The 18,700-nt window shown below is 61.6% G+C and carries 15 protein-coding genes and 2 pseudogenes; 3 read left to right on the top strand and 14 right to left on the bottom strand.

Annotated elements, in window-relative coordinates:
* Nucleotides 1-86 precede the first annotated feature (86 nt).
* The 5 genes from AA0Z93_RS08720 to oscA form a co-directional block, all read right to left on the bottom strand.
* Nucleotides 87-1,076, bottom strand: coding sequence for a sulfate/molybdate ABC transporter ATP-binding protein (locus AA0Z93_RS08720; protein ID WP_296269121.1), 990 nt, complete (start codon nt 1,074-1,076; stop codon nt 87-89).
* Between the two features lie 3 nt (nt 1,077-1,079).
* The gene (cysW, locus tag AA0Z93_RS08715; protein ID WP_413049101.1) at nt 1,080-1,958 is read right to left on the bottom strand and encodes a sulfate ABC transporter permease subunit CysW; all 879 of its coding nucleotides are present in this window, start codon (nt 1,956-1,958) and stop codon (nt 1,080-1,082) included.
* Between the two features lie 13 nt (nt 1,959-1,971).
* On the bottom strand, nt 1,972-2,790 hold the full coding sequence (gene cysT / locus AA0Z93_RS08710) for a sulfate ABC transporter permease subunit CysT (RefSeq protein WP_296269123.1): 819 nt from the start codon (nt 2,788-2,790) through the stop codon (nt 1,972-1,974).
* 84 nt (nt 2,791-2,874) lie between these two features.
* Nucleotides 2,875-3,882 carry a sulfate ABC transporter substrate-binding protein gene (locus tag AA0Z93_RS08705; protein ID WP_413049100.1) on the bottom strand — a complete coding sequence of 336 codons (1,008 nt, stop codon included), beginning with the start codon at nt 3,880-3,882 and terminating at the stop codon, nt 2,875-2,877.
* A 56-nt stretch (nt 3,883-3,938) separates the two neighbouring features.
* Nucleotides 3,939-4,121, bottom strand: a complete 183-nt coding sequence (oscA, locus tag AA0Z93_RS08700) for a sulfur starvation response protein OscA (protein ID WP_296269125.1) — start codon at nt 4,119-4,121, stop codon at nt 3,939-3,941.
* Nucleotides 4,122-4,576: 455 nt separating this feature from the next.
* Here oscA and AA0Z93_RS08695 point away from each other — a divergent pair.
* A pseudogene (locus tag AA0Z93_RS08695) lies at nt 4,577-5,265 on the top strand (NYN domain-containing protein).
* A 185-nt stretch (nt 5,266-5,450) separates the two neighbouring features.
* Here the strand turns inward: AA0Z93_RS08695 and AA0Z93_RS08690 are convergent.
* Genes AA0Z93_RS08690 through AA0Z93_RS08680 form a run of 3 tightly spaced genes read right to left on the bottom strand, consistent with a single transcriptional unit; the run spans nt 5,451 to nt 10,656 of the window.
* Nucleotides 5,451-8,507: an efflux RND transporter permease subunit gene (locus AA0Z93_RS08690; protein WP_413049099.1), complete on the bottom strand. Its 3,057-nt coding sequence runs from the start codon at nt 8,505-8,507 to the stop codon at nt 5,451-5,453.
* On the bottom strand, nt 8,504-9,571 hold the full coding sequence (locus AA0Z93_RS08685; RefSeq protein ID WP_413049098.1) for an efflux RND transporter periplasmic adaptor subunit: 1,068 nt from the start codon (nt 9,569-9,571) through the stop codon (nt 8,504-8,506). The genes AA0Z93_RS08690 and AA0Z93_RS08685 overlap by 4 nt, the downstream gene beginning before the upstream one ends.
* Nucleotides 9,568-10,656, bottom strand: a complete 1,089-nt coding sequence (locus AA0Z93_RS08680; protein ID WP_413049097.1) for an efflux RND transporter periplasmic adaptor subunit — start codon at nt 10,654-10,656, stop codon at nt 9,568-9,570. The genes AA0Z93_RS08685 and AA0Z93_RS08680 overlap by 4 nt, the downstream gene beginning before the upstream one ends.
* Nucleotides 10,657-10,883: 227 nt before the next feature.
* Between AA0Z93_RS08680 and AA0Z93_RS08675 the strand changes: the two genes are divergently transcribed.
* Together AA0Z93_RS08675 and AA0Z93_RS08670 are read left to right on the top strand one after the other, a co-directional pair.
* The gene (locus tag AA0Z93_RS08675; protein WP_413049096.1) at nt 10,884-11,183 is read left to right on the top strand and encodes a hypothetical protein; all 300 of its coding nucleotides are present in this window, start codon (nt 10,884-10,886) and stop codon (nt 11,181-11,183) included.
* A gap of 15 nt (nt 11,184-11,198) precedes the next feature.
* Nucleotides 11,199-11,849 (top strand): annotated as a pseudogene (locus AA0Z93_RS08670) (RHS repeat-associated core domain-containing protein); the annotation flags it as partial.
* Between the two features lie 219 nt (nt 11,850-12,068).
* Here AA0Z93_RS08670 and AA0Z93_RS08665 read toward each other — a convergent pair.
* From AA0Z93_RS08665 to AA0Z93_RS08640, 6 genes are all read right to left on the bottom strand, one after another.
* Nucleotides 12,069-12,857, bottom strand: coding sequence for an RHS repeat-associated core domain-containing protein (locus AA0Z93_RS08665; protein ID WP_413049095.1), 789 nt, complete (start codon nt 12,855-12,857; stop codon nt 12,069-12,071).
* A 252-nt stretch (nt 12,858-13,109) separates the two neighbouring features.
* Entirely contained in the window at nt 13,110-13,973 is an 864-nt protein-coding gene (locus AA0Z93_RS08660) for an ABC transporter permease subunit (protein ID WP_413049094.1), read from the bottom strand.
* Nucleotides 13,970-14,851 carry an ABC transporter permease subunit gene (locus tag AA0Z93_RS08655; RefSeq protein ID WP_413049184.1) on the bottom strand — a complete coding sequence of 294 codons (882 nt, stop codon included), beginning with the start codon at nt 14,849-14,851 and terminating at the stop codon, nt 13,970-13,972. Before AA0Z93_RS08655 ends, AA0Z93_RS08660 begins: the two co-directional genes overlap by 4 nt.
* 35 nt (nt 14,852-14,886) lie before the next feature.
* Nucleotides 14,887-16,029, bottom strand: a complete 1,143-nt coding sequence (gene potA, locus AA0Z93_RS08650; RefSeq protein ID WP_296269132.1) for a polyamine ABC transporter ATP-binding protein — start codon at nt 16,027-16,029, stop codon at nt 14,887-14,889.
* A gap of 58 nt (nt 16,030-16,087) precedes the next feature.
* Complete coding sequence (locus AA0Z93_RS08645) at nt 16,088-17,182, bottom strand: polyamine ABC transporter substrate-binding protein (protein ID WP_413049093.1); 1,095 nt, start codon at nt 17,180-17,182, stop codon at nt 16,088-16,090.
* 175 nt (nt 17,183-17,357) lie between these two features.
* Nucleotides 17,358-18,455, bottom strand: a complete 1,098-nt coding sequence (locus AA0Z93_RS08640; RefSeq protein WP_413049092.1) for a polyamine ABC transporter substrate-binding protein — start codon at nt 18,453-18,455, stop codon at nt 17,358-17,360.
* Between the last annotated feature and the right edge of the window lie 245 nt (nt 18,456-18,700).

Raw genomic sequence — 18,700 nt, 5'->3', positions numbered from 1 at the left:
CTCAGCGGCGTCGGCCTTGCGACCGATAGGGGCCAATCGCTGACGGCGCCCGACTTGTCCCGTCATCGCTTAGCCCATCGACCGCCTCAGACGTCCTGCACCTGCTGCCAGACCTTGGGCCGGAAGAACAGCGTCTCGCCACGCGCCAGGCCGGTCAAGCTGTCGTGGTCCTTGACCACTTCGGCCTCGATCAGCTCGCTCTGCCCTTCCACCTTCAAGGTGATGCGCGTGGTCGCGCCCAGCGGGCGGATGTCGCGCACCTCTGCGGCATGGTGGCCTTCGGTTTCGTGCCGCGACAGCGACACCTCGTGCGGACGGAACAGCACGTGCTGGCCCTCGCTGAGGCTCAGGCGGTTGGAGTCGCCGAGGAAGTGGTAGACGAAGTCGTTGGCCGGCTTCTCGTACACCTCGCCCGGCGAGCCGATCTGCTCGATCACACCCTTGTTCATCACCACGATGCGGTCGGCCACTTCCATGGCTTCTTCCTGGTCGTGGGTGACGAACACCGAGGTCAGGTTGATGTCCTCGTGCAGCCGCGCCAGCCAGCGGCGCAGCTCCTTGCGCACCTTGGCGTCGAGCGCGCCGAACGGCTCGTCGAGCAGCAATACCTTGGGCTCGACCGCCAACGCACGGGCCAGGGCGATACGCTGGCGCTGGCCGCCGGAGAGCTGCTCGGGGTAGCGGTCGGCGAGCCAGTCGAGCTGCACCATGCTCAGCAGCTCGTGGACCTTGGCCTTGATCTGGCTCTCATTGGGGCGTTCGCCCTTGGGCTTCATGCGCAGGCCGAAAGCGACGTTGTCGAACACGCTCATGTGGCGGAACAGCGCGTAGTGCTGGAACACGAAACCGACGTTGCGATCGCGCACGTCGTGGCCGGAGACGTCCTCGCCGTGGAAGACGATGCTGCCGTCATCCGGGGTTTCCAGCCCGGCGATGATGCGCAAGAGGGTGGTCTTGCCGCAGCCGGACGGGCCGAGCAAAGCCACCAGCTCGCCGCTGTGGATGTCCAGGTTGATGGCGTTCAGGGCCTGGAAACTGTTGAAACGCTTGCTGACGTTGCGAACTTCGATCGACATGAATTAGTCCTCCGCTGCGTTGTGGCGCAGGCGGTTAATGCGGGATTCGCTCCACTGCTTGAGCAGCAGGATGAACAGCGCCAGGATCAGCAGCAAGCTGGCCACGCTGAAGGCCGCGACATGGTTGTATTCGTTGTAGAGGATCTCGACGTGCAGCGGCAGGGTGTTGGTCACGCCGCGGATGTGCCCGGAGACCACCGACACCGCGCCGAACTCGCCCATCGCCCGCGCGGTACAGAGCACCACGCCGTAGATCAGGCCCCATTTGATGTTCGGCAGGGTCACGTGCCAGAACATCTGCCAGCCGTTGGCGCCCAACAGACGCGCCGCCTCTTCTTCCTGGGTGCCCTGCTCCTGCATCAGCGGGATCAGCTCGCGGGCCACGAACGGCACGGTGACGAAGATGGTCGCCAGCACGATGCCAGGCAGGGCGAACACGATCTGGATGTCGTGGTCCTGCAACCACGGGCCGATCAGCCCTTGGGCACCGAACATCAACACGTAGACCAAGCCGGCGATCACCGGCGAAACCGAGAACGGCAGGTCGATCAGCGTGACCAGGATGCTCTTGCCGCGAAAGTCGTACTTGCTCACGCACCACGCGGCGCTCAGGCCGAACACCAGGTTGAGCGGCACGGAGATCACGACGGCGAGCAAGGTCAGGCGCAGGGCGGCGAGCGCATCAGGTTCGAAGATCGCTTCGAAAAAGGTGCCGAAGCCATTTTTCAGGGCCTGCGAAACCACGATGAACAGCGGCAGCAGCAGGAACAGGGTGAACACCAACCAGGCCGAGCCGATCAGCACGCGGCGGGCGGTGGCGCTGCCGCGCCGGGCGGCATTGGCGTTGGCGGAGGCGCCGTGGCCTAAGGATGAAGCGGACATGGGCAAGCCTCCTTCACGGGGTTTCGATGCGCCGCTGCAACAGGTTGATCAGCAGCAGCAGAATGAAGGAAACCACCAGCATCAGCACGCCGATGGCGGTGGCGCCGGTGTAGTCGTATTGGTCGAGCTTGACCATGATCAGCAGCGGCAGGATCTCGGTCTTCATCGGCATGTTGCCGGCGATGAAGATCACCGAACCGTACTCGCCCACACCGCGGGCGAAAGCCAGGGCGAAACCGGTCAGCCACGCCGGCAGCAGCGCCGGTGCCAGCACATGGCGGAACACCTGCAAGGGTTTCGCCCCCAGGCAGGCGGCAGCTTCTTCCACTTCACGCGGAATGTCGGCCAGCACCGGCTGCACCGTGCGCACCACGAACGGCAGCGTGACGAAGGTTAGCGCCAGGGTGATGCCCAGTGGGGTATAGGCGATCTTGAAGCCCAGGTCGGTGGCGAACTGGCCGACCCAGCCGGCCGGCGCGTACAGCGCCGTCAGGGCGATGCCGGCCACCGCCGTGGGCAGGGCGAACGGCAGGTCGATCATCGCATCGATGATCTTGCGCCCGGGGAAGGTGTAACGCACCAACACCCAGGCCAACAGGGTGCCGATCAGACCGTTGAGGATGGCGGCGAGCAAGGCGGTGCCGAAGCTCAGCTTGAGCGCGGCGATGACCCGCGGCGCGGTGACGATGGCCCAGAACTGCTCCCAGGTCAGCTGCGAGGCATGGATGAACATGGCGGCCAGCGGTATCAGCACGATCAGACTGAGATACACCAAGGTGTAGCCCAGCGTCAGCCCGAAGCCGGGTATGACGGGGGAAATACGTCGCGACATAAAAGTCCCTGGTTGAACGCACCAAGCCCGGGGACAATCCCGGGCCGGTACAGGCTACTGAAGGGTGTGGCTTGGATCAGCCGGTCATTGCGCCTGGTAGATCTGGTCGAACACACCGCCGTCGTTGAAGAACTTGGGCTGCGCCGTCTTCCAGCCGCCGAAGTCCTTGTCGATGGTTACCAGATCGAGTTTCGGGAACTGCTTGCCGAACTCGGCGGCGACCTTCTCGTCGCGCGGGCGGTAGAAGTTCTGCGCAGCGATCTCCTGCCCAGCCGGGCTGTACAGGTGCTTGAGGTATTCGGTGGCGATCTCGGTGTTGCCTTTCTTCTCGGCGTTCTTGTCGACCACGGCCACCGGTGGCTCGGCGAGGATCGACAGCGACGGTACGACGATGTCGAACTTGTCGGCGCCGCCGTCTTCCTTGAGCGCCAGGAAGGCTTCGTTTTCCCAGGCCAGCAGCACGTCGCCCTGGCCGTTGTTGACGAAGGTGATGGTCGAGCCACGGGCACCGGTGTCGAGGACCGGCACATGCTTGAACAGCTCCTGCACGTATTGCTTGGCCTTGTCTTCGCTGCCGCCGGCCTTCAAGCCATAGGCCCAGGCGGCGAGGAAGTTCCAGCGGGCGCCGCCGGAGGTCTTGGGGTTCGGGGTGATGACCGAGACGTCCTTCTTGATCAGATCGCCCCAATCCTTGATGCCTTTGGGGTTGCCCTTGCGCACCAGGAACACGATGGTCGAGGTGTATGGGGTGCTGGCGTCCGGCAGACGGGTCTGCCAGTTCTCCGGCAGGGTCTTGCCGAGCTTGGCCACCTCGTCGATATCGCCGGCCAGGGCCAGGGTCACCACGTCGGCGCGCAGGCCGTCGATCACCGCACGGGCCTGTTTGCCCGAGCCGCCATGGGATTGCTGGATCTTGACCTTGTCGTCCGGGTGGCTCTGCTGCCAGTGCTTGATGAATTCGGCGTTGTACTGCTGGTACAGCTCACGGGTCGGGTCGTAGGACACGTTGAGCAGTTCGTAATCCTTGGCGATGGCAGAACCGGCAAACACGGCACTGGCCAGGGCGGCCAGGGCGTAACGGCGGATGGACATGGTGAAGCTCCCGATAGGCATGTTGTGCATGTTGTTTTAGGCAGGGCTACTGGTGATCAGCTCGGTTTGCCGCCGGGCTGTTGCAGACGGAATTTTTCCTTGCGCTCGATCTGTACCACCTGGGCGTTGTGCACGGTGATCTCCACCGCGCCGAAGCGCAGGTTGCGCAGCGCGTTCTGGATTTCCCGCAGAAGGGTGGCTTCGTCTTGTCCGTCGATGCTGCGCAGATTGGCACTCATGCTCGTTCTCCAGTCGTGAATGCCGGGCAGTGTCGTAGGAAATGGCGCCTGGCGTGGGGGCTATAGTAATGAGCGCGATTTATTCTTAAAAATACTGTTTAAGAATTTTTATATAACCGTTTTGTTGGTATGCTTCGATTCCATTTGCTCCGCAGTAATTGACAAGATGACCGCAGGGTGTGTCATTGCAAGCCGAATTGGTGCAATGACGCCGTTTCTTGGCCCATCATCTGGCGAGTCAACGCTGCGCAGGCCGTTTTTGCTGGCCTTAGCGTGATGCGCTGTAGCGGAGGCAGTAGATCTTGAATAAATGATCATCCGGTATTGTGTTTGCTGCGAGAATGAGGAACTATTCAGGCACTACTCAGCCCCGTACGCAGCGATTCAGTTCGCTGGCCGTTGGGGTGAAAAAACCGGCCTCTGGCCGGTTTTTTCGTCTCTAGGGAAGAGAAATTTTGCGCACTGCTTGCTTTGTGGACGGTCACAACATGTTTTATGGCCTCTTGGCAGGCACTCAATACAAGTGGCTCGATATTCAAGCGCTGCTGAGCCATATCGTTCATGTAGAGCACCCCGGCAGCACGGTGGAGGCCGTCAGTTTTTTCACTTCTGGCGTCAAACCTTCTCTAGCGAGCCGAGGCTCGGTTTCGAAAGAGGCACAGGACACCTACCTAAGAGCTTTGATTGCTCGCAACGTCAATGTGTTGTACGGCCGTCACCAGCTCGAATCCGGTAAAGCGCCGCGCTTTGTCGACAAGCAGACGCCGGCCTCCCGAGCTAATCAGGTCGAAATCTGGAAGCTTGAGGAAAAAGAAACGGACGTACATATCGCAATCAGCATGTATCGACTCACGGTACATCAAGCGGCGCTACCACCCGAACAGCGTATTGAGCAGCTGGTTCTAGTCTCGGCCGATACCGATATGACTCCAGCGCTTAGGGCCATCCGCGAAGATTTCCCAACGATGCGTGTGGGTGTGATCCTGCCGCACCGCGAAGGAATCAAACGAACGGTGCCGGGGTCGCTGAAACAATATGCTGATTGGATGCGGCACGTGGTGACAAACGAAGAGCTGGCCGCACATCAATTTCCGCCCGTGTACCCACCCGCAAGAAACCTGCTGACAAGCCTGACTACTGGTAGGGCTAAGCATTTTTAGCATCTGGCGCACGCCAGATCATATGCCTACACCATGCAGCCTACACAGCGAAGGGGCCAAACAGCCCCTTCGTCTGATCTGCGCTCAATGAAGTATTGATACTCATGATGAATCATTGAGCATCAAGCGCCCCCCTCTAGCGCTTGCTCAACAGCAATACCGCCATCCGTCACTCAGCTCCTTTCTGCGGCTCCCGAATCTTGTACCAAGCCACATACAACGCCGGCAGGAACAGCAGCGTCAGCAGCGTGGCGCTGATGATGCCGCCGATCATGGCGTAGGCCATCGGCCCCCAGAACACTTCGCGGGCGATGGGGATCATGCCCAGGCTGGCCGCGGCGGCGGTGAGCAGGATGGGGCGGCGACGGTGGTTGGTGGCCTCCACCACCGCATCCCATGGCGTGTAACCTTCGGCCTCGAAGGCATCGATCTGGGTCACCAGAATCACCGAGTTGCGGATGATGATGCCGACCAGCGCCAGAATCCCCAGGATCGCCACGAAGCCCATGGGCGTGCCGGTCGGCACCAGCGCCAGCACCACACCGATCAGGCCCAGCGGCGCCACGCTGATCACCAGGAACAGCTTCTGCACGCTGTGCAGCTGGATCATCAGGAAGGTCGCCATCAGGAACAGCATCAGCGGAATCACTTTCGCGATCGGGCCTTGCGCCTTGCCGCTCTCCTCCACCGTGCCGCCCACCGCCACTTCATAGCCTGTGGGCAGCTTGCCGGCGAACTCGTCGATCTTCGGTTGCAGTTCGGCCACAAGGTCCGTGGGCTGCATGTCGCCGTGCACCGAGGCCTTGAGAGTGATGGTCGGCTTGCGGTCGCGGCGCCACACCAGCGGCTGCTCCAGCTCGTAGCGCACGGTGGCGAAGGACAGCAGCGGGATCGACGTGCCGTTGGGGGTCAGGATCTGCAGATTCTGCAAGGTATCGGGCGAGCCGCGTTCGCTGTCCTGCGCGCGGGCCACGACATCGATCAGGTAGATCTCGTCGTTGACCTGGGTCACCGGCGCGCCGCTGACGATGCTGTTCATCACGTTGGCCACGTCTTCGGACGACAGGCCCAGTTGCCGCGCCTTGTCCTGGGCGATGTCGACGCGCAGCACTTTGCCCGGCTCGTTCCAGTCGTAGATCATGTCGCCGACGTTGGGATTGGCGTCGAGCACCCCGGCCAGCTCGATGGCATGGCGACGCACCTGGTCGATGTCCTTGCCGCTGACCCGGTACTGGATCGGCCGGCCCACGGGCGGCCCCATCTCCAGCGACTGTACGTTGCTGCCGATGCCGACGAAGTCTTCGCGCAGGCGTTTCTTCAACCGCGCGATGAGCTCGCCGCGCTGCTCAAGGCCCGTGCTGACGATCACCAACTGGGCATAGAAGGGGTTCTGCAACTGCTGGTCGAGGGGCAGATAGAAGCGGATCGCGCCCTGGCCGATATAAGTGCTCCAGTGGTCGATGTCCTTGTCGTCCTTGAGCGTGGCCTCCAGGCGGTCGACGGTGCGGCGGGTTTCCTCGATCGAAGCGTTCTGCGGCAGGTTCAGATCGACGAGGATTTCCGGCCGGTCCGAAGACGGGAAGAACTGGTTCTGCACGAAGCGCATGCCCAGCACCGCCAGGGCGAACAGCACGATGGTGAGGATGATCGTCAGCCAGCGATGGCGCATGCTCCACAACAGGCCGTGCTCGAAACCACGGGCGATGCGCCCCGGCTTGTTCTCGTGCTGCTTGCCCTTGGCATCGCTTAGGATGTGCACGCCGAGCACGGGCGAGAAGAACACCGCCACCACCCACGACACCAGCAAAGCCACGGCGATCACCGCGAACAGGGTGAAGGTGTATTCGCCGGCCGAGCTGGCGTTGAGGCCGATGGGCACGAAGCCGGCGACGGTGACCAGGGTGCCGGTCAGCATGGGGAAGGCCGTGGACTTGTAGGCGAAGGTGGCGGCGTCTTTCTTGCTGTCACCGGCCTCCAGCCGGGTGACCATCACCTCCACGGTGATCATGGCGTCGTCGACCAGCAGGCCCAGGGCGATGATCAACGCGCCCAGGGAAATCCGCTGCATGGTGATGCCGCTGTACTCCATGAACACGAACACCATCGCCAGCACCAGCGGAATCGACAGCGCTACCACCAGGCCCGCGCGCACGCCGAGGCTGACGAAGCTCACCACCAGCACGATGATCACCGCTTCGAACAGCGCGCTGGTGAAGCCGCCGACGGCCTTCTTCACCACTTCGGCCTGTTCGGAGACGCTGTGCACGCCGACACCGACCGGCAGCTCGCCGGTGACTTCGTCCATCTTCAGCTTGAGCTGCTCGCCGAAGGTCTGCACGTTGCCGCCCTTCTGCATGCCGATGGCCAGACCGATGGCGGGCTGGCCGTTATAGCGGAACATCGGTGCCGGCGGATCGACGTAGCCACGTTCGATGGTGGCGATGTCGGCCAGGCGGAAGAAGCGGTCGTTGATGCGCAGGTTGACGTTCTGCAGATCCTTCTCCGAGGCGAACTGCCCGGTGGTGCGCACCGAAATGCGCTCGGGCCCGGCCTCGATGACTCCGGCTGGGGTCACCTTGTTCTGCGCTTGCAGGGCCTGCATGACCTGGCGCTGGTCGATGCCCAAGGCCGCCAGTTTGCGCACCGAGAAGTTCAGGTAGAGCACCTCGTCCTGGGTGCCGACCACTTCGACCTTGCCGATGTTCTCCACCTCGCGCACCTCGGCGCGCACCTGCTCGACGTAGTCGCGCAGCTGGCGCATGGTCAGACCGTCGGCGGTGAAGGCGTAGATCGAGCCGTACACGTCGCCGAACTCGTCGTTGAACGAGGGGCCCTGGATGCCTTGGGGGAACTGGCCGCGGATGTCCTGGACCTTCTTGCGCACCTGGTACCAGATCTGCGGAATGTCCCCGGCTTTGGTGGTGTCGCGCAGGAACACCATGATGGTCGACTCGCCGGGGCGGGTGTAGCTCTTGACGTAGTCGAGCGAGTCGAGCTCTTCGAGCTTCTTCTCGATGCGGTCGGTGACCTGGTACAGAGTTTCGTCCTGGGTCGCACCGGGCCAGCGGGTCTGGATGACCATGGTCTTGATGGTGAACGACGGGTCTTCTTCGCGGCCCAGGTTGAAATAGGAGAACACCCCCATCAACAGGCCGACGAACATCAGGTACCAGACGAACGACTGATGGCGCAGCGCCCAGTCGGAGAGGTTGAAGCCGCCTTTCATGGTGTTTCCTCACCGAACGTGACCTGCTGGCCTGGCTTGAGACTGTTGACGCCGGCGATCACCACGCGCTCGCCAGGCTTGACCCCTGCGCTCAGCACCGCCGTCTTTTCTCCGCGCTCCAGCACGGTCACATCGCGCAGGTCGACCGTTTTGCGTTCGGTGTCGACCACCCACACCTGGGCCTTGCCGTCGCGTTCGCGCAGTGCCGTCAGCGGCAGCTCGCTGCGCGCGCTGATCGCCGCGGTCAGGCTGACGCTCACCGAGGTACCGAGATTGAAGCCGGAGGGCGTGGAAGTGAGGCTCAGACGCGCGCGACGCGTACGCGTAGTGGCGTCGGCCTGGGGTTCGAGTTCGCGCAGGCTGGCGGTAGTGTTGAGCGCCGGGTTGAGTTGCGAAGCCACAGTGAGGGTCATGGCGGGTGTCAGGCGTTCGGCCAGGGCGATGGGCAGGTCGATGACCGCCTCTTTCACATCGGGGCGTGCCAGCGTCACCACTTCCTGGCCGACGCTCACCGTTTGCCCGGCTTCGACGTGCCAGGCGGTAACCACGGCGGCGTGATCGGCCTTCAGCGTGCCATAGGCCAACTGGTCGCGAGCCTGGCTGACCGAGGCACGAGCCTGGGCCATGGAGGCGTCGGCAGTTTTCAGGTCGGTCTGGGCGATGTCCAGCTGGGCCTGGGCACCGACGCCACGGTCGTACAGCTGCTGCTGGCGGCCGGCGTTGGCCTGGGCGTTGATCTGCTGTGCCTGCACCCGCGCCAGGTCGCCTTCGGCGGCGCGCAATTGGTTCTGCTGGTCGGTCGGGTCGAGGGTGGCCAGGGTCTCGCCGGCCTTCACCGAAGCGCCGACATCCACCCAGCGGCGGGCGATGCGGCCCGACACGCGAAAGCCCAGGGTGCTTTCGTAGCGCGCCTGGATGGTGCCGGCGAAACGCCCGAGCTGCGCTTGGGATTGTTCCTCGACCACGGTGGAGAGCACCGGGCGCACGGGCTCGGGTTTTTCTTCGTCCTTACCGCAACCGGCCAGCAGGCATAGGCTGGCGCACATCCACAACAAAGGCTTCATGGCAACGCTCCTCCGTCCTTGGCCGCGACCTGTTCGACCTGCATGCCAGGGTGCAGCAGTTGCGCACCGCTGATGACCACGGTTTCGCCGCCTTTGATGCCGGCGCTGACGATCACCTTGCCGGTCAGGTAACGGGCGATGCGCACCGGGCGCAGTTCGACCTTGTCGCCTTCGCCGACGACCCACACCGCCGGCTCGCGCAAGGTCTTGCTCAGCGCCGACCAGGGCAGCTCGATGCTCGACTGGCCCTGGCTGTTGGCGTTGGTGGTCACCGGCGCGCCGAGCGGCATGGCAGCGGGCACGTCGCGCAGCGCCACCTTGACCTGCACCGTACCGCTCTGCGCCGATACCGTCGGGGTGACTTCGCGCACGGCGCCTTGGGCCTGCACGCTGGGGTTTTCCAGCAGGTGCACGGTCATGCTCGCATTGCTGGCCGGGGTCATCAGCAGCGACTCGTAGACGTTGAACACCGCATCGCGGTCGCCGTCGGCGGCCAGGCGGAACATCGGTTGCGTGGCCTGCACCACCTGGCCGACTTCGGCCTGGCGTTGGGTGATCACGCCATCGGCCGCCGACACCAAAGCGGTATAGCTCAGCTGCTCGTTGGCGTTGGCCAATTGCGCCTGGGCGGCCTTGAGGCCGCTCTGGTTGCCGCGCACGGCCGCTTGCGCGGCATCGTATTCGCTGCGGCTGGTATAGCCCTTGGGCAGCAGCTTTTCCTGGCGCACGAAGGCCGCCGAGCTTTGCGCGACCCGCGCCTGGGCGGCGAAGACCTCGGCCTTGGCCGACTCGACGTTGTTCTTCAGGTCTTTGGGATCGAGCCGTGCCAGTACCTGGCCGGCCTTGACGTGGTCGCCCACATCGACGCTGCGCGAGACGATCTTGCCGCCGACGCGGAACGACAGGTCGGTCTGCACCCGTGCCTGCACGTCGCCCGTCAGCACCACCGACGCCGCAAAATTCTGCGGCTCGACGCGCATGACGCCCACCCTGGGCAACTGCGGGGTTTCGGCTTCCCGCTCACAGCCGGACAGCACGAACGCCAGCCCGAGGCACACGACCAGCACTGGACGCATCACCGCCATGCTCGCTCCTTGTTTGCGCGCAAAAGATTCGTGGCATGCGACTGTCATGCCGGTTCAAGGTTCGATGATCCTGCAGTTCGACCGGAATATCGACAACGTTGGACGGTAACAGCGTTACTGACAATTATGCCAGTGGTCCGCTAGCGGCCCTCAATCGACAATGCCACTGCATCCCTGCTCGTAACGCGCTGGCGAGCCCCTCTCAACCACGTGACAAGGATCCATGCATGTCCAAGGACCAAGTTCGTCGTTTTTACCAAAACAATCGACTGGCAACCGAGCTAGCCACATCCATGGCTCGCTCGATTTTTCGTCACCAGGACGGACTGCTCGCGCAGTGCTTCTCCAACGCGACGCCAAATACCCTGTTGGCAGTGGGCAACTCCAATTCCGTAATGAGCGGGCACTGTGACACGGGCATGCGTAACTTTTCGTATACCCCTTATGGTCAATGCCCTGCCGTAGCTCGCCCACTCGACCCTCTGGCATTCAACGGCGAGCTTCTGGACCGAGTCACGGACGGCTAATTTCTCGGTAATGGCCATCGCCAATTCAGCCCAGGCCTCAAGCGGTTCGTTACGCCCGACGGCTTCAGCCCGTTCGATAAAGGCGGCATACATGCTTACGCCTATTGCGCGAACGATCCAGTCAATAGAGTCGATCCCTCAGGTCGATACTTCAGGAGCATTTACAGCTATGGAATCGGCGTGCTGCTCGGAGCGGCTGCGGTGGCGAGCGTTGTTGCAGGGAGCTTAGTAGATTCCAAAGTCACACGGGCATCGCTATATGTGATAGGCGCGCTTGTCGGTGGATTGTCGCTGGGCCACTTTGCAGCACCTAAACTGAAGAATTTGGTGCATAGACAGTCACGCTTGAACACTGTGCTTTCTGACAACCCGTCGGATACATTAGCATTCCATGACGCCATTGGACGTGGCGACCCTGACGCTCTCATGCGGGCCAATCTTACAGCTTTCAACTTAGCAGTTCAGAACTCGATGGGAGAAGGAATGATGTTGCTCAATCGTCCTCAAGCACATGTTATATTGAATCCTCTCCCGACCTATCGGCAAGCAATAGCTTCGGAAAACGCTCAGTTCTCTACTTACAGCCAATCACAGTCTAGCCAAATAAATCCCCAACAGACGCAAAACTTATCAGTAACTAACAGCCGAGTACGGCGGGAGTCGTGAGGGACGAGCCATTAGCTTTTCTAAAGCCGGCAGGGCCCATACTGTATCAGGCATGCACTCCGGCAAGTCCGGTGCGCAAGCAGGCAAAACGTTATTCAGCCTGCGGGTTACGCAGCGTAACCCGCAGTCGCTTTGTCAACCACATCAGCGCATGCCGTCAATCAGCCACCTGACAGCCAGCGCGGGGCGGAGTGTGGACGACCATAGAACATTAGCTTGTCATTGCTCCGATCTGATTTGAGCCAAGTGACGATCTACAGAGTAGGCCATTCTCTCAGTCCTGTCATTGGGCATCTTGGGAAAAGCCGCACGTAAGTTAGCGAGTGGATTTTCCCCAATGAGCTTGCTCTCGATAACGATGAAGCGCGCAAGTCGGCTTTTATCAGCATTCAAATGTTTGAATGTGTGTCTACTCATTTTGTTGAGGACATGTAGAATTTCGGCCTCGGACTTTTTAATCGTTGGACGCCCACGGTTATTTATCTGCGGATCAATGCTGCCTTCCCGCAAGCCTACATTCAGACGATAGCGCGCTCTCGAGACTGGATCGACGTGGCGAGTGCGATTCTTACGCGCTCGGTAGTTCGCATTGGCAGGACGAGGTGCTTGGTTCCCTTCGGCAGCGGGCTGCCGATTCTGTTGGCCTGGCTGCGGCTGCACATTTCCAACCGGCCTTTCAGGCAATGATTCGACCTTTTTTTGTTGAGGCACATGGGCAATTCTGGTTCGCACGCGTCCATTCGAGTCGGAGAAGTTGACCGGATCACCCGAGCAATAAGCATACGCGTTGATCCCACCTTGGGCGAAAGGACTGTATTCATCTGGGGAGAAAAAACGCATCAGCATCGGACTGTAGTTTCGATAGCCATTGCCTAGAAGGTAGGTTCGACCCCACGTATGTTCGCCCGCATAGCGCAGTGCCCTTTCATTTTCAGCGCAATCCGCGTATCCATATGCAGTGTAGCTTATAGGCATTTCCGCTCGCTCTTTTGGTGTGCAGGTGCTCATGACATTACCGCCCTGAATGATTTATTGACGTCGCTAAAGAGTGCTCGTCCATAAAGAACTCTGAGCGAAACATCAATCGGCGAAAACTGGCAGAAATGCCAGTCGCACCAGAACGGGGATTCTCGAGACGCCTGGAAAGCAGCAATCCAGAGCTGTCCAGAAGGGGGGAAACGCCCTGGCTTCAGCTTCGAGCCCCTCGCGGGCTTGCCCGCGAAGGGTTTCAACCAAACGGCGTTACGACTCGCGTCGACCTTAGTTCCCAGCCTGGCCGGCATTGGCCATGGCGCCTTCTTCGATCGCCAACTGCACCGCCTTGCGCCGCCGCTCTTCGGCCTGACGGCTGAAGTACCAGACCAGGAAGGTCACCAGCGACACCGACAGCAGGATCAGGCTGGCCACTGCGTTGATCTCCGGTTTCACGCCCAGGCGCACCGCCGAGAACACTTCCATCGGCAAGGTCGTCGAACCCGGCCCGGAAACGAAGCTCGCCAGCACCAGGTCGTCCAGCGACAGCGCGAACGACATCATGCCGCCCGCCGCCAGCGACGGCGCGATCATCGGAATGGTGATCAGCAGGAACACCTTCCACGGCCGCGCGCCCAGGTCCATCGCCGCTTCCTCGATGGAAAGATCCAGCTCGCGCAGACGCGCCGACACCACCACCGCCACATAGGCCGCGCAGAACGTGGTGTGGGCGATCCAGATGGTGACGATGCCGCGTTCCTGTGGCCAGCCGATCATCTGTGCCATGGCCACGAACAGCAGCAACAGCGACAGACCGGTGATCACTTCGGGCATCACCAATGGCGCGGTGACCAGGCCGCCGAACAGCGTGCGACCCTTGAAGCGCGTGATGCGGGTGAGCACGAAGGCCGCCAGCGTGCCCAGGGCCACCGCCGCCACGGCGGTGTACAGAGCGATCTCCAGCGAGCGCATCACCGAGCCCATCAGCTGGGTGTTGTCGAGCAGGCCCACGTACCACTTCACCGACCAGCCGCCCCACACCGTCACCAGCTTGGAAGCGTTGAACGAGTAGATCACCAGGATGACCATCGGCAGGTAGATGAACACCAGGCCCAGTACCAGCATCAGCTTCGAGAAACCGAAACGCTTCATGCCCTGCCCTCCAGCTCTTTGGCCTGACTACGGTTGAACAGCAGGATGGGCACGATCAGGATCGCCAGCATCACCACCGCCAGGGCGGACGCCACCGGCCAGTCGCGGTTGTTGAAGAACTCCTGCCACAGCACTTTGCCGATCATCAGGGTCTCCGGGCCGCCGAGCAGTTCGGGAATGACGAACTCGCCCACCACCGGAATGAACACAAGCATGCAGCCGGCGATGATACCGTTCTTCGACAAAGGCACGGTGATCTTCCAGAAGCTGTTGAAGGTGCTCGACCCCAGATCCGACGCCGCCTCCAGCAGGCTCTGGTCGTGTTTCACCAGGTTGGCGTAGAGCGGCAGGATCATGAACGGCAGGTAGGAATAGACCACACCGATGTACACCGCCAGGTTGGTGTTGAGGATCTGCAACGGCTGGTCGATCAGCCCCAGCCACATCAGGAAGCTGTTGAGCAGCCCGTTGTTGCTGAGGATGCCCATCCAGGCGTAGACGCGGATGAGGATGGCCGTCCAGGTCGGCATCATGATCAGCAGCAGCAGGACCGTCTGGATGTCCTTGCGCGCATTGGCGATGGCATAGGCCATCGGGTAGCCGATCAACAGGCACAGCAGCGTGCTGATGAAGGCCACCTTGAGCGAGCCGAGGTAGGCCGCCAGGTACAGTTCGTCTTCACCGAGCAGGCCGTAGTTGGCCAGGTTCAGCACGATCTGGATCTTGTCTTCGACGAAGGTGTAGATCTCGGTGTAGGGCGGGATGGCGACGTCGGCTTCGGCGAAACTGATCTTCAGCACGATGAAGAACGGCAGCATGAAGAACAGGAACAGCCAGAGGAACGGTGCCCCGATGACCAGATGCCGACCTTCCGGCACCAGGCGTTTGAAGGCTCGCTTGAGCTTGCGGATTTTCATGAGCGCAGTACCACGCCGCTGTCGTCTTCCCACCACACGTACACTTCGTCGTCCCAGGTCGGCCGCGCGCCCTGGCGCTCGGCGTTGGCCACGAACGACTGCACGACCTTGCCGCTGGGCAGCTTGACGTAGAACACCGAATGTCCGCCCAGGTAGGCGATGTCATGGACCTTGCCGCGCGACCAGTTGTGCTCGAAGGTCGGCTGGGTGGTGGTGATCAGCAGCTTCTCCGGGCGCAGCGCGTAGGTGATGTGCTTGTCTTCCACCGAGGTGCTGACGCCGTGGCCGACGTAGATCGCACGTTCCAGCTCCGGCGAGGCGATCAGCGCGTGGCCTTCGGCGTCGTCGATCACTTCACCGTCGAACAGGTTGACGTTGCCGATGAACTCGCACACCAGACGGCTGGTGGGCGTCTCGTAGATGTCCACCGGCGAGCCGATCTGCGCGATCCAGCCCAGGTGCATGATGGCGATGCGCTGGGCCATGGTCATGGCCTCTTCCTGATCGTGGGTGACCATGACGCAGGTCACGCCGACCCGCTCGATGATCTCGACCAGTTCCAGTTGCATCTGCGAGCGCAATTTCTTGTCCAGCGCGCCCATCGGTTCGTCGAGCAGCAGCAGTTTGGGGCGCTTGGCCAGCGAACGAGCGAGGGCCACCCGCTGGCGTTGGCCACCGGAAAGCTGGTGGGGTTTGCGCTTGGCGTACTGGGTCATGTGCACCAGCTTGAGCATCTCGGCCACGCGCGCGTCGATCTCGGCCTTGGGCATCTTGTCCTGTTGCAGGCCGAAGGCGATGTTCTGCGCCACGCTCATGTGCGGGAACAGCGCATAGGACTGGAACATCATGTTGATCGGCCGCTCGTAGGGCGGCATGTCGGTGATGTCGACGCCATCGAGGAAGATCCGCCCTTCGGTGGGGCGCTCGAAGCCGGCGAGCATGCGCAGCAGGGTCGACTTGCCGGACCCGGAACCGCCCAGCAGGGCGAAGATCTCGCCTTTGCGGATTTCCAGGGACACATCGTCCACGGCGACCGTCTCGTCGAATTTTTTCGTTACCCGGTCGATCTTGACCAGCACCTGCTTGGGCTGCTGGGCGCCTTCGAGGGCTTTCTTGTGGGCGCCGGAGGCGAGTGGCATGGATGGAAACTCCCAACAGGATGTGACGGCCCGCCGCTTCAGGGACGGGCCCGGAGGGTTACTTGCCCGACTTGACCTTGGTCCAGCTGCGGGTCATCAGACGTTGCACCTTGGGGGGCAACTCGGCGTTGACGAACATCTTGTCCAGCACATCCTGCGCCGGGTACACGGCAGGGTCGGTGGCCACCGCCTGGTCCATCAGGGCCTTGGCCTTGAGGTTGGGGTTGGCGTAGCCGACGTAGTCGCTCACCTGCGCGATCACTTCGGGCTCGAGCAGGTAATTGATCAGGGTATGGGCCTGCTCGGCATTGCGCGCGTCCTTGGGGATCGCCAGCACGTCGAACCACAGGTTGCCGCCTTCCTTGGGAATGGCATAGGCCAGGTGCACGCCCTTCTTGGCTTCTTCGGCGCGAGACTTGGCCTGGAACACGTCGCCGGAGAAACCGGCGGCCACGCAGATGTCGCCGTTGGCCAGGTCGGTGATGTATTTCGAGGAGTGGAAATAGGTCACGTACGGACGCACGGCCAGCAGTTTCTTCTCGGCGGCCTGGTAGTCCTTGGCGTTGCTGCTGTTGGGGTCCCGGCCCATGTAGTTGAGCACGGCAGGCAGCATCTCGTCGGCCGAGTCGAGGAAGGCGACCCCGCACTGCGAAAGCTTCTTCATGTTTTCCGGCTCGAACAGCATGGCCCAGGAGTCGATCTTGTCGACGCCGAGCACGGCCTTGACCTTGTCGACGTTGTAGCCGATGCCGTTGGTGCCCCACAGATAGGGCACGGCATATTGGTTGCCAGGGTCGTTCTTCTCCAGACGTTTCATTAACGCCGGGTCGAGGTTGGCGTAGTTGGGCAGCAGGTCGCGGTCGAGCTTCTGGAACGCGCCCGCCTTGATCTGCTTGCCGAGGAAATGGTTGGACGGCACCACTACGTCATAGCCGGTGCGACCGGCCAGCAGTTTGCCCTCCAGGGTTTCGTTGGAGTCGAACACGTCCTGCACCGGTTTGATACCGGTCGCTTTCTCGAAATCCGCCAACGTGGTCGGCCCGATGTAGTCGGACCAGTTGTACAGGTGTACCGTGCCCGCCGCTTGGACGCTGCATGCCAGCGTCAGCCCCGCGCCGGCCATCAAGGCCTTGCGCAACATAGAAATAGACAAGTGGGTGGTCCTCGCAAAGTGTGCCCAGGGTCACGGCCAACGTATCCGCGCAGGCTTTTCGTACAGAGCCTAAACCGGCGCGCAACTTACCTGTGTAGGCCGGCTGCCGCAATATTCATGTGCCTTGCTCACCGCTCGGGCCGGAAAGCCCCGGCCCAGAGGGTGCCGAACGGGCTTACTTGCCCGATTTGATCTTGGTCCAGCTGCGGGTCATCAGGCGCAGGGTCTGTTGGTCCTGGTCGCTGATCGCGTAGAGGTGTTTTTTCACGTCAGCCGACGGATAGATGCTCGTATCGCTGGTGATGTCTTTGTCCACCAACGGGGTCGCGGCCTTGTTGCCGTTCGGGAAGCGCACGGCGTTGGTGATTTCGGCCATGATTTCCGGCTGCATCAGGAAGTCCATGAACTTGTAGGCGGCTTCGACGTTTTCGGCATCCTTGGGGATGGCGACCATGTCGTAGAAGGTGCCGGCGCCTTCCTTGGGAATGCTGTAGGCCAGCTTGACCTTGTCGCCCGCTTCGTGGGCGCGGGTCTTGGCCTGCTCCAGGTCGCCCGAGTAGCCGACCGCAACGCACAGATTGCCGTTGGCCAGGTCCGAGATGTACTTGGAGGAGTGGAAATAGTTCACCGACGGGCGAATGCTCAGGAACAGGTCTTCGGCTGCTTTGAGGTCGGCCTTGTCCTTGCTGTCGGTCGGCTTGCCCAGGTAATGCAGCGCGGCCGGGATCATCTCGGTCGGCGCATCGAGGAAGCTCACGCCGCAGCTCTTGAGCTTGGCGATGTTCTCGGGTTTGAACACCACGTCCCACGAATCGATCTTGTCCACGCCCAGCGCGGCTTTGACCTTCTCCGGGTTGTAGCCGATGCCGATCGAGCCCCACATGTACGGGAAGGCGTGCTGGTTGCCTTTGTCGCTGGCATCGCCCACGGCCTTGAGCAGGTCTTCGTCGAGGTTCTTCCAGTTCGGCAGCTTGGACCTGTCCAGTTCCTGGTAGACGCCGGCCTTGATCTGCTTGGCCAGGAAGTTGTTCGACGGCACTACGATGTCATAGCCCGATTTGCCTGCCAGCAGCTTGGCTTCGAGGGTCTCGTTGCTGTCGAACACGTCGTACACGACCTTGATGCCGCTCTGCTTCTCGAACTTGGCCACGGTGTCGGTGGCGATGTAGTCGGACCAGTTGTAGACGTGCAGCACCTTGTCGTCCGCCATGGCAGAGGTGGCCACGGCGCCCATCAGGGAAGCGGCCAGCAGCGTCTTGCCCATTTTCTTCATGTGTAGTGCTCCAGATTTTTTGTCGTGTTCAGTGGTTCAACAGCCCTACGTCACCAGGTGTTGCCCGAAAAGACGCCGAATGAGGGTTGGATCGGCTCGCAGGCAAACGCGTCGCTGCGTTTGGCTGCGTATTTATCGACCCTGCATTCGGCGCTTTTCTTACAGACATAGTCTGGCAAGTTAACCCGCGCCGTTTCAACCAAGACGGGCAATCCAAGCGGTTAGTGCCATTTCGCTGAGTGCTG

This window comes from Pseudomonas phoenicis, assembly GCF_047302395.1.
GTDB lineage: Bacteria > Pseudomonadota > Gammaproteobacteria > Pseudomonadales > Pseudomonadaceae > Aquipseudomonas.
This window is presented reverse-complemented; position numbering and strand designations above follow the sequence as displayed.